The sequence below is a fragment of the Bacteroides sp. 2_2_4 genome (genome assembly GCF_000157055.1).
Lineage (GTDB): Bacteria > Bacteroidota > Bacteroidia > Bacteroidales > Bacteroidaceae > Bacteroides > Bacteroides ovatus.
In genome coordinates this window covers 109,417-122,764 of sequence record NZ_EQ973372.1, presented here as the reverse complement: position 1 = coordinate 122,764, position 13,348 = coordinate 109,417, and the positions used below count along the sequence as shown (strand labels likewise).

Annotated in this window: 13 protein-coding genes and 1 pseudogene; all 14 read left to right on the top strand. The window is 36.6% G+C overall.

Translation table 11 applies throughout. From position 1 onward, the window contains the following. Positions 1-951: DUF5712 family protein (locus BSCG_RS02240; RefSeq protein WP_083793688.1), on the top strand; the 951-nt coding region annotated here is incomplete at its 5' end. Between the two features lie 191 nt (positions 952-1,142). Then, complete coding sequence (locus tag BSCG_RS02245) at positions 1,143-2,459, top strand: hypothetical protein (RefSeq protein WP_008777398.1); 1,317 nt, start codon at positions 1,143-1,145, stop codon at positions 2,457-2,459. 1 nt (position 2,460) lies between these two features. Further along, positions 2,461-3,861 (top strand): hypothetical protein, encoded by a 1,401-nt coding sequence (locus BSCG_RS02250; RefSeq protein ID WP_008777397.1) that lies wholly within the window; start codon positions 2,461-2,463, stop codon positions 3,859-3,861. A gap of 1 nt (position 3,862) precedes the next feature. Further along, on the top strand, positions 3,863-4,318 hold the full coding sequence (locus BSCG_RS02255; RefSeq protein WP_008777396.1) for a hypothetical protein: 456 nt from the start codon (positions 3,863-3,865) through the stop codon (positions 4,316-4,318). Further along, positions 4,296-4,742 (top strand): type II toxin-antitoxin system VapC family toxin, encoded by a 447-nt coding sequence (locus tag BSCG_RS02260; protein WP_008777395.1) that lies wholly within the window; start codon positions 4,296-4,298, stop codon positions 4,740-4,742. The genes BSCG_RS02255 and BSCG_RS02260 overlap by 23 nt, the downstream gene beginning before the upstream one ends. 948 nt (positions 4,743-5,690) lie before the next feature. Then, the gene (locus BSCG_RS02265; protein ID WP_004306485.1) at positions 5,691-5,888 is read left to right on the top strand and encodes a hypothetical protein; all 198 of its coding nucleotides are present in this window, start codon (positions 5,691-5,693) and stop codon (positions 5,886-5,888) included. Positions 5,889-6,080: 192 nt separating this feature from the next. Further along, positions 6,081-6,508 (top strand): annotated as a pseudogene (locus tag BSCG_RS29775) (ferritin-like domain-containing protein). A 214-nt stretch (positions 6,509-6,722) separates the two neighbouring features. Further along, positions 6,723-7,202, top strand: a complete 480-nt coding sequence (locus tag BSCG_RS02275; RefSeq protein ID WP_004309108.1) for a ferritin — start codon at positions 6,723-6,725, stop codon at positions 7,200-7,202. A 29-nt stretch (positions 7,203-7,231) separates the two neighbouring features. Next, positions 7,232-8,284, top strand: a complete 1,053-nt coding sequence (locus tag BSCG_RS02280) for a class I fructose-bisphosphate aldolase (protein WP_004309107.1) — start codon at positions 7,232-7,234, stop codon at positions 8,282-8,284. A 13-nt stretch (positions 8,285-8,297) separates the two neighbouring features. Then, a complete protein-coding gene (gpmA, locus tag BSCG_RS02285) occupies positions 8,298-9,047 on the top strand; it encodes a 2,3-diphosphoglycerate-dependent phosphoglycerate mutase (protein ID WP_004309105.1) in 750 nt (249 codons plus the stop codon). Between the two features lie 65 nt (positions 9,048-9,112). After that, a complete protein-coding gene (locus BSCG_RS02290; RefSeq protein ID WP_004309103.1) occupies positions 9,113-9,541 on the top strand; it encodes an Hsp20/alpha crystallin family protein in 429 nt (142 codons plus the stop codon). Between the two features lie 85 nt (positions 9,542-9,626). Further along, the gene (locus BSCG_RS02295) at positions 9,627-10,127 is read left to right on the top strand and encodes an RNA polymerase sigma factor (protein WP_008650022.1); all 501 of its coding nucleotides are present in this window, start codon (positions 9,627-9,629) and stop codon (positions 10,125-10,127) included. A gap of 20 nt (positions 10,128-10,147) precedes the next feature. Further along, positions 10,148-11,131, top strand: a complete 984-nt coding sequence (pfkA, locus tag BSCG_RS02300) for a 6-phosphofructokinase (RefSeq protein ID WP_008777393.1) — start codon at positions 10,148-10,150, stop codon at positions 11,129-11,131. A gap of 152 nt (positions 11,132-11,283) precedes the next feature. Beyond that, a partial coding sequence (glgP, locus tag BSCG_RS02305; RefSeq protein ID WP_032849840.1) for an alpha-glucan family phosphorylase occupies positions 11,284-13,348 on the top strand: 2,065 nt, incomplete at its 3' end.

Genomic DNA, 13,348 nt, shown 5'->3' with positions numbered 1-13,348 from the left:
CACATAGACTTTGCCCCGCCATCAAACGGAACATACAATAATACTGGAAGTTGCAGGCAGTTAGTTAATTACATGGAACATGAAGATTTAGAACGGATAGGAAAGGGCATCTATACCGAAGGCTTTTTCAATCTGACAGAGGATAACATCTATAAATCAACCGTCATAAAAGATATAGATAGTAATATCGGGCAACTTCTAAAAACGGATGCTAAGTTTTATGCTATCCATGTCAGCCCATCGAAAAAGGAACTTCAAGCGATGGGTAACACAGAACAGGAACAAGCCGAAGCAATGAAGCGATATATCCGTGAAGTGTTTATTCCTGAATATGCCAAGAACTTCAACAAAGAACTTTTTGCATCGGATATAAAGTTCTATGGCAAAATTCATTTTGATCGCAGTCGTTCAGAATATGAACTGAATATGCACTGTCATTTGATTGTGAGCCGTAAAGACCAATCCAATAAGAAAAAACTATCTCCACTTACTAACCATAAGAATACCAAGAAAGGAACGGTAACAGGCGGCTTTGATCGTATAAACCTATTCCAACAGGCAGAACAGGGATTTGATAAACTATTCAACTACAATCGCCAGCAAACTGAATCATTTGATTATCACAATACGATGAAAAACAATTCTATCTCAGAACAACTCAAACTACAGGAACAAAAAAATCAAGATAGCGAAAAAGGAATGATAATCAATCAAGATAGCAACCAAGAAAATATGTTTTCTTTCAATCTTGCAAACAAGGAAGTGGATAAACAGGCTTTCAATACTGACAAGCAAACAGGTAAAAAACAAAACTACAATATTTTTAAAAACCATTCAACAAAATCTCTTGTTGGATTCATTGCATCAGAAGTAACTCTCGATTCAAATCCGAACATTGAAGAACAACAGCAAGAAAAAATCAAAAGGAAAAGAAAGTTTCCAAAGCTATAGTTATCTTAATCTAAGTCTTCTCGCTATGCAAATTCATACCTGCTCCCTTGTTTAAAAAATATTAAATACGGCATATCAACAGTATCTTGATGTTTTTTTCATGCTGATAAGTTGCACATACTCTCTAAAAGAACTAATTTTACGCTACATTGATTAATGTACTATCAATTAGATATGTAAAAGTATATACGATGGAAGATATTTTTAAGAAAGAAATGATAACCCCAAACCCAAATTTTGTCAAGAAATTCTATTTTCTAGACTATTTTTATATATTACTAAAGAGTGTGAAAATGCACTCTGATGAAAATGAAATACTAGAGGAATTTAAAATTCTCAAAAAGAAATATCTATTAGGAGAATCAAAATATAAAAGACTTACAGCAGATGATGAGAAATTAACAAAGAAACAGCTAGCCAAATTTGCTTATACATTTCAACAAGTAATTAGTGAATCTATTGATTACAATCTTATTACTAGAAAAAATGCAAATAGCAAAATAATAGATAGCGAAAAAAAGAGCATTTTTTTAACTCCTTCTGGGGAAAGTGCTTTACAGGAATATGAAAAAGGAAAATTAAGTTTCAATCTTTTTATGCTAAAGAAAATGGAAGAGAAACACTTTTCTTTTTATCAATTATTGAAACTTTGTTATGAAGATAATACTTTAAAAAATGGTTTGTTAATATTCCCTATTTATTCAGGATTGAAGCTTGATTTTGATAAATCAACATTTACAACCAACCAACACGTTTTTGATTATTCGAAAGCTCTAATGAAGCGTCTAGAAGAGGATATCAGGAAATATACTAAAAAACAAATAGTATCTTTGCAAGAAGAAGAAGGTAAACTTATCAGCAAATTGAAATTTGATAAATTAATAGGTGAAAATCCATGTGAAAGCTTTAATACAGAGAAATATAATTCAGTACTAAGCCATTTTAGAAAATATTGGTTGAATTATTTTTTAAAAAATATATACAACTACAATTACAGTTTTGACGTCTTCAATATATGGGTAGAAAGAGCCAAACAGGCAGGCGTTTTATATAGTACTGAGTTTTTTCCCGACTTCAGTGGTCGTATTGTTTATCCAACTTCGATTATTACTAAAAATGTAAAAAATGGCGATTTTATGAAAGTTTTCGAATATTCGGATTCAGAATCTTTATACGTACATAAGCCTCTATGGGACGATAACAATCAAACTGAGTTCGTAAAAACTCTGCTTGATGAATATTACATTTTGCAAAAAACTAGAAAAACTCACTTTATCAATTTGCTGGATTTAAAAGAACGAGTTTGTTTCAAATTAAGAATTCCAAGTTTTGTTTTTGATGATTCTTTAGAGCATACTTATTTGTTAAATTTGCAGGGAAAATTGAAAATCCAAATATCATTGGAAGCCGACAGACTTCCGTATGAAACCAACGCAATGTACCTCAAAAGAGAGCCTGTGTTGATTAATGGAAAATTAAAAAATATAATTGCAATAAACTATAATTAATATGGGAAGTATATTTAAAAAAGCAACAGGAATAGTCACTGATAATGGAAATGTTTATGAATGTTATAATCTGAAAGAGAATCCATTTCCGCTGAATCCATTTCTTAATCAAGAAAGTACGGATAAACGATATAATGGAGACATTTACGAAGCCTCTGTCAGGGATATTGAAGAAATGCAAGTGGAAGAAAGTTTTCTCAAAGTTCCTCAAAGTAACCCAAGTCATATTAGAGTTGGCTATATTTTGGATACTTCCTATGTTGGCAGAGGTAACGGTAAATCATCATTCGCCATTAATTTGATAAAAAGAATAAATAATTCATATTGCTTAGACATTACAAATGAGGCAAACAAATGCTTTGGACTATATTTAACACCTGATACAAGTGGAAGAACTAGATCATTTTCCAATTTATTAGACATTTGGGCTGAAGCTATTTTTAATGCAAAAGTAATAGACTATGCATTAGCATCATTACGAGTAGACGCAATAGTAAATATTATGCCAGATAAATTGGATGAGAGCGAATTAGAGAATGAATCTGCACTAATTGAATCTCTCAATAATTTAGAATGGTATAACAAGAAAAATATTTACTATGACGATATTCATGCTTATCTCGTCAAAAACAATGATTTCTACAATAAAATTTCATCTAGTAATCCATTGAGAAAAAGATATTCAAACACATACTCCAAAGTTAATTTTAAGATTATCACCTCTGTTAATATTCAAGCATATTATCAAGAATTAAAAAAGGATAGTGAAAAAATTGACTTCATATTTAATGATATGGTATATCTCTTTCTTGCTTCTGGATTTAACGGAGCATATATTATTGTTGATGATTTTGAAAGAATTCCAGATTTTCAAAGTGATAGGCAGAAAAGAGATTTTGCCTTAGAAATTAGGAGAAATTTTTTTGATGGAACTTCTGCTAATGCTAGAATCGGTTTTTATAATCTATTATTAATGCTTCATGCTGGTGTGCCTCGGTTGATTGAAAAGGCATGGAGTGAATCCGGTATGGAACAAAGAAGTTCCATTTCGCCTTCATCGGCTGTACCTCATATTATCTATTTTAACAAATTAGATAAAAACAGGGCAATTCTTTTAATTAAGAAATACCTTACAGAATACAGGATTAATAAAGAAGATAGCATTCAACCATTCACAGAAAGTGCGATTGCAAAGATTGGAGAGGAAAAAGAATATAATGCAGCTCAAATGTTAGGACTTGCCTATATGCTATTAGAAAATGCTGCAAAAAATAATATTAAAACTATTGATGTAGCAGAAGTTACTCACATGCTAAAAAAGAGTGAAATAGAGGTAAAAACAGCTGAAAATATTATAGATGAGAATTCATCAGACTTATTAAATAAAGCAAATCAGGAATAGAATGAATCATCGTTGTTTATCTAGAGAAGAATATAAAGAAGTCATTGATTATCTATTACATTCTCAATGTATAGAAAACGAAGAGTTAAGCATATTGATCCAAAGTGCAATCGATAATTGGGATATTAATATTATAGGTTCAAACTATTTTTTATCTATAATATTAGAACAATTAATGAAAAGTAAAACTGTAAATAAAGAGATTGTTCATGAGATATATGAGTTAGAAAATAAAATGTATTTTACTGTTGATGAAATGGATTATAAACTTATTGATGAGTTGTTTAGATATCATTTACCGGACAATAGAAATCTATTGATCGAACAACATAAAAAGGCTACAATCGGAAATAATATTGAGCAAATCGCACAAATAGAAGAAAAAATATCACAATCTTTCGAGGAAGATTTACATAATATATTGAGATGCTTTTATGAAACAAAAGTACGTAATTGATACAACTGCATTAATGTCTTATTTTTCATCGACATTTGAAATACAAAATAAAATGTCTCAACATGCTTTGGACATTATATCTCAAGCTTTTAACAATGATTCTATTATACTATTAATACCTTCAATTGTTTTCGTGGAAATATTTTCAAAGCAATTCACAAATGTAGAACGTTCTGAGAAAATTAGATATGAAGTCTATGAGAAGATTAAGAGTTGCGATAACATTTCGATAGAGGCAATTGATAAAGAAGTACTGGAAGCTTTTTTAAAGATTACCGATATTGAGAAAAAATACAGTTTCGACAATCATGATAAGCTTATATATTCAACAGCAATAAAGTATAATGTGCCATTGTTAACATCCGATCTTAGATTGAAAAGATATAATAAGAAAAAAAAGATGATACCACAAATTATTGATTGATTATTAGACTTTGAGAAGTAATTTATCAATATTTCTGCTTATCTTTGCCCCAGTATTCTCCATGAGCAAACTACCGCAAAAGCACGTAGCAAATTAGTGGGATAAATCATGGGATATGCTTGAAGCAAAAAATATAAAGTTTTAAATATCAGCGTGGTAACTCTGCAAGGAGAATCCCAGGCGGATCACCAAAAACAAGATTAAGCCTCTGATTTTCAGGGGCTTTTCTTCTTATCCAAAGGCCTTATTCCCATTCTACTCTCCATTAAATATGAACAACAGAAAAAATTATATAGTCTACCTACAACAATCAGCCATGAAGCAGGAATGTCAAGACCCGAAGTAGAGGTACAAAAAAAAATTATACAGACTTACTCGACAGACAGAAACTGATTACTGAAGATAACCATTCCTCAGCCAATAAAAAGAAAAGCAATACACGCCACAACTTATTTTGCACAACTTGTTTGGAAAATAAAATATTTTTTCCTTATCTTTGTATTAGGATTTATTTCAAATCTTAATAAAAATAGAGCGTTAAGGCATTATCCAAGTTCAGGAAATCCCCAATTTCAAGACAACAACTGGATAATACATTGGACGCTCCACGTACTATTTATATATTAAAGTGTTATATATATAGGCGTGGGGCTTTGTGTATTATATGTTGTTGAGTATGGGGATACTTCTGAACGGTAATACCAAAGTTCCCACGCTTAACTTTATATATAAACACAGCTCCAGGGAACAGAGTTGACTAGAAGATAAACATTATGAAAGCAACTTGTTCTAAAAGTAAGACGACTGTCTCGACCGGTTTCTGTTCTTCGTTTGTTACTGTCTTTAGTGAAATTCTTATTCTGTTTATTTCCATTCCTGTTTTTTTCAAGACACACAATCACTATCTTACAAATTACATGCCAACATATTTTTCTGAGACCTTCCTCCATGATAGCCAATAATAGCGGTTCCTCTCACCATACAGAAAAAGACCTTTGGTTACAAGTTCTCGCTTTGGCAAAGGAAATACAGGACTGTAAGTCTTATCTGTATCCTAAGACCTTGGAATCTATATATGATAATATTGTAAGAATAGAAAAATTGTTGGATATTTTATTGATTATCACTCGTGGAAGTGACAAATAGACATTATTATTCCGTCTTATGCGACAATTTGTCCAATGCAGTAAAAATGTCGCATCATTAAACTATCGTTAAAAGTTTCATTTTTATAGATTACCTCTATGAAATGGAATTTTTATATACCAAGAAACGTACGCAATCAGTTATGTAACCTTAATGTTCAGAATAATGATAGATAAACGAATAGAAAGTACCATGAATGAATTGATCAACGCAGAAATATGGTCAACCAACTTATACCTGTCTTTACAGGTTTATTTTGAAAGTGAACAACTCCCGATACTGAGCTCCTGGCTAAATACCCAGGCTCAGGATAATATGAACAAAGTCTATCAAATGATGAGCTGGATATATCATAATGGAGGATGCGTTGCAATTAATGAGATAAAACGGGATGTGCAAAATGGCAAGCTCCAGTAAGTGCCTTAAACGAATTGATTGAACATGAACGATATATGTCCCGCCTAGTCTCCATACTCCTCATACTATGCCGAAACGTGGATGCGTCCTCTAATTCTTTCATCAACAGGCTGTATTCAGACCGAATATATCTAAGTACGGCCCTTTTGGAATTATTACGTATTCTTGCCCAAGAAAATGTGCGGAGACTACCTTATTTCTAACAGTATGTCCCTCCATTTAACATCTCATAATATTAAAGATTATATAACCTTGTATGGTCTACTTTTTGCAACATAATAAACAATAATAAAATAGATCATGAATATTTTATTAATAGGATAACCCGGTTTTATCGACATTTTGGGACAAGTTTATGCTTGTTTCAAGATAAGAGAGAATATTAAATTATTATTAACTCTAAAAATTTAAATCATTATGAGTGAGAAATTACAAAATGCTTTGAATGAACAAATCACAGCAGAATTATGGTCTGCCAACTTGTATCTGTCTATGTCTTTCTATCTAAAAAAAGAAGGTTTTTCAGGTATGGCCAACTGGATGCGGAAACAATCTGCAAAAGAAGTGGGACATGCGTGCACCATTGCCGAGTATATGGTTAAACGTGAGGCGACACCGAAAGTAGACAAAGTGGATGTAGTTCCACAAGGATGGGGAAATTCTTTGGAAGTTTTTGAACATGCCTTGGAACATGAAAAGCATATCTCCAAGTTGATTGACGAATTGGTATACTTAGCTTCAGAAGAAAAGGATAATGCCACACAGGATTTTCTGTGGAAATTTGTCCGGGAACAAGTAGAGGAAGAAGCCGGTGTACAGAATATTGTAAACCTGTTAAAGAAAGCCGGAGATAGTGGTATCCTTTTCATAGATGCTAAATTGGATGGATGCAAATAATAAACCTGAATAGTTAAAAGATAAATGATATGAGCAAAACAGTAGATATATTAGGTGGGCAGGCTGAATACTACCTAAACCATACATGCAAGACAATAGATAAACAACTGATTCATATTCCGGGTCCGGATATAGTAGATAAGGTATGGATAAATTCGGACAGAAACATTCGGACATTGGAGAGTTTGCAAACTTTATATGGACATGGACGTTTAGCGAATACCGGCTATGTATCCATCCTACCTGTAGACCAGGGTATAGAGCATTCTGCTGGGGCATCTTTCGCTCCCAATCCACTTTATTTTGATCCGGAGAACATCGTAAAATTGGCTATTGAAGGAGGATGTAATGCCGTAGCATCTACATTCGGCGTATTAGGCGCCGTAGCACGGAAATACGCCCATAAAATTCCATTCATCGTCAAATTGAATCATAACGAACTGCTTACTTATCCGAATAGCTATGACCAAGTAATGTTCGGTACAATAAAAGAAGCATGGAATATGGGCGCCATAGCAGTTGGAGCCACTATTTATTTCGGTTCGGAGCAAAGTCGCCGCCAAATAGTGGAAGTATCGCAAGCTTTTGAATATGCTCATGAACTGGGAATGGCTACCATTTTATGGTGTTATTTGAGAAACAGCGGTTTTAAGAAAGACGGAACCGACTATCACGCTGCAGCCGACCTGACAGGCCAAGCCAACCATATCGGAGTAACGATCAAGGCTGACATCGTAAAACAAAAACTTCCGTCCAATAATGGTGGCTTCAAAGCCATCGGCTTCGGAAAAACAAATGAGCGCATGTATACAGAGCTGACAACTGACCACCCGATAGACCTTTGCCGTTATCAGGTAGCTAACGGCTATATGGGACGCGTCGGACTAATCAACTCGGGTGGTGAATCTCATGGAGAATCCGACCTGCATGATGCTGTTGTTACAGCAGTAGTGAACAAACGTGCTGGCGGTATGGGGTTGATTAGTGGTCGGAAAGCCTTCCAAAAACCAATGAAAGATGGGGTCCAGCTATTGAGCACCATACAGGATGTATATTTGGATTCTTCAATAACCATTGCATAAAGACAGGTCGTCCATGAAAAGAATAGTATTATTACGTCATGGTGAGAGCCTATGGAACCAAGAAAACCGCTTCACCGGGTGGACAGATGTTGATTTAAGTGAAAAAGGCGTTGTAGAAGCCTGCAAAGCAGGCGATACATTACGAGAAGCCGGATTTTCTTTTGAGATTGCCTACACTTCTTACTTAAAACGTGCTATAAAAACGCTGGACTACGTTCTGGACCGCCTGAATGAGAGCTGGATTCCCGTCGAAAAGACATGGAGGTTGAATGAGAAACATTACGGCATACTTCAGGGACTTAACAAAAGTGAGACGGCTGCCCAATATGGTGAAGAACAAGTACACACCTGGCGGAGAAGTTATGATATAGCTCCTGCAGCATTGGGAGAGGACGATTCGCGCAATCCGAGTAAAGACATACGTTATGCAGATGTCCCGGATATGGAACTTCCACGTACGGAATCCTTGAAAGATGCCATTGAGCGTGTAATGCCTTATTGGAAATGCATCATCTTTCCCACATTGACATGTAAGGATAACCTGCTGGTAGTTGCCCATGGCAACAGCCTGCGTGGAATCATCAAGCATCTCAAGGAAATATCCGATACAGACATTTCCAACCTGAACCTGCCTACAGCAGTTCCTTACGTTTTTGAATTCGACAACCGGCTGGCTCTTGTCAAAGACTATTTTCTCGGTGATCCGGAAGAGATACGTAAACGGACGGAAGCTGTAGCAAAACAAGGAATGACTAAACAATAAAAGTTCTGTCAAGCAGCCAGACATATTTTCTAAACTTTAATTATTAACTAAAAAAGGAGGTAAAAATGGTACCTACAAAAATGAACCAGAATTGGTTACCAAGTATTTTTAATGATTTCTTTAACAATGAGTGGATGATGAAGGCAAATGCAACAGCCCCCGCTATTAATGTAATTGAAAATGAAAAGGACTATAAAATCCAATTGGCAGCTCCGGGAATGACAAAAAATGACTTCACCGTTAATGTGGATGAAAACAACAATCTAGTAATCTGCATGGAAAAGAAGGAAGAGAAGAATGAGGAGAAAAAAGACAAAAAATACCTACGCCGTGAATTCTCTTATTCCAAATTCCAACAAAGTATCATACTGCCGGACAATGTTGAAAAAGATAAGATTACAGCCAAGGTAGAACATGGGATTCTGTCTATAGATATTCCCAAAACAGTGGACAAAGAAGTTCAGAAGATAACCAGAACTATTGATATCAAATAAGATATCTTAGCTAAACTTTACCCAAGGCGTTCCTTATATTTAGGGGGATGCCTTGATATAAACCTTTGAACCTCAAATCACTATAATGAAAACATTCAATTTTGATGAAGCATTAATAGCTCTGCAAAGTGATCTGCTAGGTTTTGCATATAAATTGACAGCTGACAAACACGATGCTGAGGATTTATTGCAGGAAACAATGTTGAAAGCTCTGGATAATAAGGATAAATTTGATCCTGGAACAAATTTTAAAGGCTGGATGTATATCATTATGCGTAACGCTTTTATAAATAACTACCGGATAAAAAAAAGCCAGGGAGACTTATATATATTATCCGAACCCGACTATCATTTCCTGCTAAGAGATGACTCTTTTGCTTTCATAGACAATAGTCAAGATGCCAAGGAGATAAGGGCAGCCCTTAAAACACTACCTAAAGAACATTACAACGCTTTTATGTTGTATATATCCGGATTCAAATATCGGGAAATAGCTCAAGAAACAGGAGTGTCGCTAGGTACAATAAAAAGCCGTATCTTTCATAGTAGGAAAAAATTAAAGCAGTTACTTTCTGATTTTGTCTAATAATTGTATAAAAATGAATTATGAATAACAAGTATATTGGAATCCTGACTTCCGGAGGGGATGCGTCAGGAATGAATGCAGCGATCCGCGCCGTAACCCGTACCGCCATCTTCAACGGCTTTAAAATAAAGGGAATTTATAGGGGATACGAAGGACTGATTGCCGGTGAAGTAAAGGAACTCACAACAGAAGACGTGAGCAGTATTATTCAAAGGGGAGGTACTATACTGAAAACAGCGCGTTCCGAAGCTTTTACCACTCCGGAAGGACGTAAGAAAGCCTATGAAGTTATACAAAAAGAAAATATCAGTGCACTGATTATTATCGGTGGAGACGGTTCTCTGACGGGAGCCCGTATCTTTGCCGAAGAGTATAACGTGACATGTATAGGACTACCCGGTACGATTGACAATGATTTATATGGTACTGATTTCACCATAGGATACGACACGGCATTAAATACAATTGTTGAATGTGTAGATAAAATAAGAGACACCGCAACCTCACACGACCGCATTTTCTTTGTCGAGGTGATGGGACGTGATGCGGGCTTCCTGGCCCAGAACAGTGCGATTGCTTCAGGGGCTGAAGCTGCCATTATTCCGGAGGACAAAACGGATGTGGACCAGCTGGAGACATTTATCGGACGTGGATTCAGAAAAACAAAAAACAGCAGTATCGTCATTGTGACCGAAAGTCCCCAAAATAAAAATGGAGGTGCCATGTACTATGCCGACCGGGTAAAAAAGGAATATCCTGAATATGATGTAAGAGTTTCCATTCTGGGACATCTGCAACGCGGTGGGGCTCCAAGTGCCAACGACCGTATACTGGCAAGCCGATTAGGAGAAGCAGCCATCCAGGCTCTGATGGAAGACCAACAGAATGTGATGATAGGCATACGGAACAATGAAATTGTCTATGTTCCTTTTGCACAAGCAATCAAAAATGACAAGCCTATTGACAAAAGCCTGATTCGGGTACTTAACGAGCTGTCCATATAAAGTTATTAATTCACCACTGCTTGGAAAGACACTCCGGGAGGCAGACATACCGGACTGTATCATCATCGGGAAACTACAAAGTTTTATCCGGTATGGATAATGCCCTATTATAAAATAAACAAGGAAATATAAACTATTTAATGTACAATGTTATGGAATATCCAAGTTATAATGTAAACACTCCTCAATGGAGGGAAATTACAGTCGGTTCACATCTTCCCATGGAATTGGGAAAACTTGCGGAAATAGCACGTAATCTATGGTGGACATGGAATGATGACGCCAAAAGTATGTATTGCGACCTAGATCCGGAGCTTTGGGAAGAAACGGAGCAAAATCCGATATTGTTCCTGGAGCGGATGAATTATGAGAAGCTGGTAACACTGGCACATGATGAGTTTTTTATCCGCAAGATGAATACCGTCTATACTGCTTTCAAGGAATACATTAATGTAGTTCCAGATCATAAACGTCCGTCAGTAGCCTATTTCAGTATGGAATACGGCTTAGACAAGGTCCTCAAAATATATTCCGGTGGTCTTGGAATACTTGCGGGCGATTACCTGAAAGAGGCATCAGACAGCAACGTTGACCTTTGTGCCGTAGGACTGTTGTACCGTTATGGCTACTTTGACCAGTCTCTTTCCATGGACGGGCAGCAGATTGCCAATTATGAAGCACAGAATTTCGGACAGCTCCCAATCGAAAAAGTGATGCAACCAGATGGAAAACAGCTGGTAATCCACATTCCCTACGCCGACAGCTTTATTGTACATGCCAATGTCTGGAGAGTCAATGTAGGAAGAATCCCCCTTTATCTACTGGACACGGACAATGAACTCAATAGCGAGTTTGACCGTCCAATTACCCACCATCTGTATGGCGGTGACTGGGAGAACCGGCTGAAACAGGAGATTTTACTCGGTATAGGCGGCATGATGACACTGAAAGCTTTGGGTATAGAAAAAGACGTATATCACTGCAATGAAGGCCATGCCGCATTAATCAACATTCAGCGGTTATGTGATTATATAGCCGGTGGTCTGGATTTCGGCCAAGCGATGGAATTAGTACGCGCTTCTTCTCTTTATACCGTACATACACCTGTACCCGCCGGCCATGATTATTTTGACGAGGGACTTTTCAACAAATACATGAAAGGGTATCCCGACAAACTGGGCATAACCTGGAATAACCTGATGGATCTCGGACGCCATAATCCGGGAGACAAAGGAGAACGTTTCTGTATGTCTGTATTCGCCTGTAAAACCAGCCAGGAAGTAAACGGAGTCAGCCTGTTGCATAAAACTGTGTCACAGGAAATGTTCGCTCCTATCTGGAAAGGCTACTTCCCGGAAGAGAATCATGTGGGCTATGTGACTAATGGCGTACATTTCCCTACTTGGTGCGCCACCGAATGGGAAAAGCTTTTCAAAGACAATTTTGATGAGAGCTTTATTCATGACCAGTCCAATCAAAAAATCTGGGAAGCTGTCTACGACATTCCGGACGAAGAAATATGGAATACCCGCCTGAAACTAAAAACCAAACTGATAGATTATATCAAAAGAAAATGCAGCAAAGACTGGCTTAGAAGCCAGATCGATCCGTCATTAACCATTTCCATTTTTGAGAAGTTTAACCCGAATGCCCTTCTGATTGGTTTCGGACGACGTTTTGCTACATATAAAAGGGCGCATCTTTTGTTTACCGATATCGACCGCCTGGCTAAAATAGTGAACAATCCGAAATATCCGGTACAATTCATCTTTACAGGGAAGGCTCATCCCAGTGACGGTGCCGGCCAGGGACTAATCAGGCAGATTGTGGAAATATCCCGGCGTCCTGAATTCCTAGGTAAAATCATATTTCTTGAAAACTATGATATGGATCTGGCAAGACATCTTATCGCAGGGGTGGATATCTGGCTGAACACTCCCACACGTCTGGCCGAAGCCTCAGGCACATCAGGGGAAAAGGCACTGATGAACGGTGTACTTAATTTCTCAGTGTTGGATGGTTGGTGGTATGAAGGCTATTGTAAGGATGCAGGATGGGCGCTGACCGACAAAAGTATCTACCAGAATGAACAATATCAGAACCAGCTGGACGCCGAAGCAATTTACTATCTATTGGAGCATGACATTCTTCCTGCATATTATGAACATGGAGATAAGGAGTATTCGGAAAACTGGATTAAGTACATCAAGAATTCAA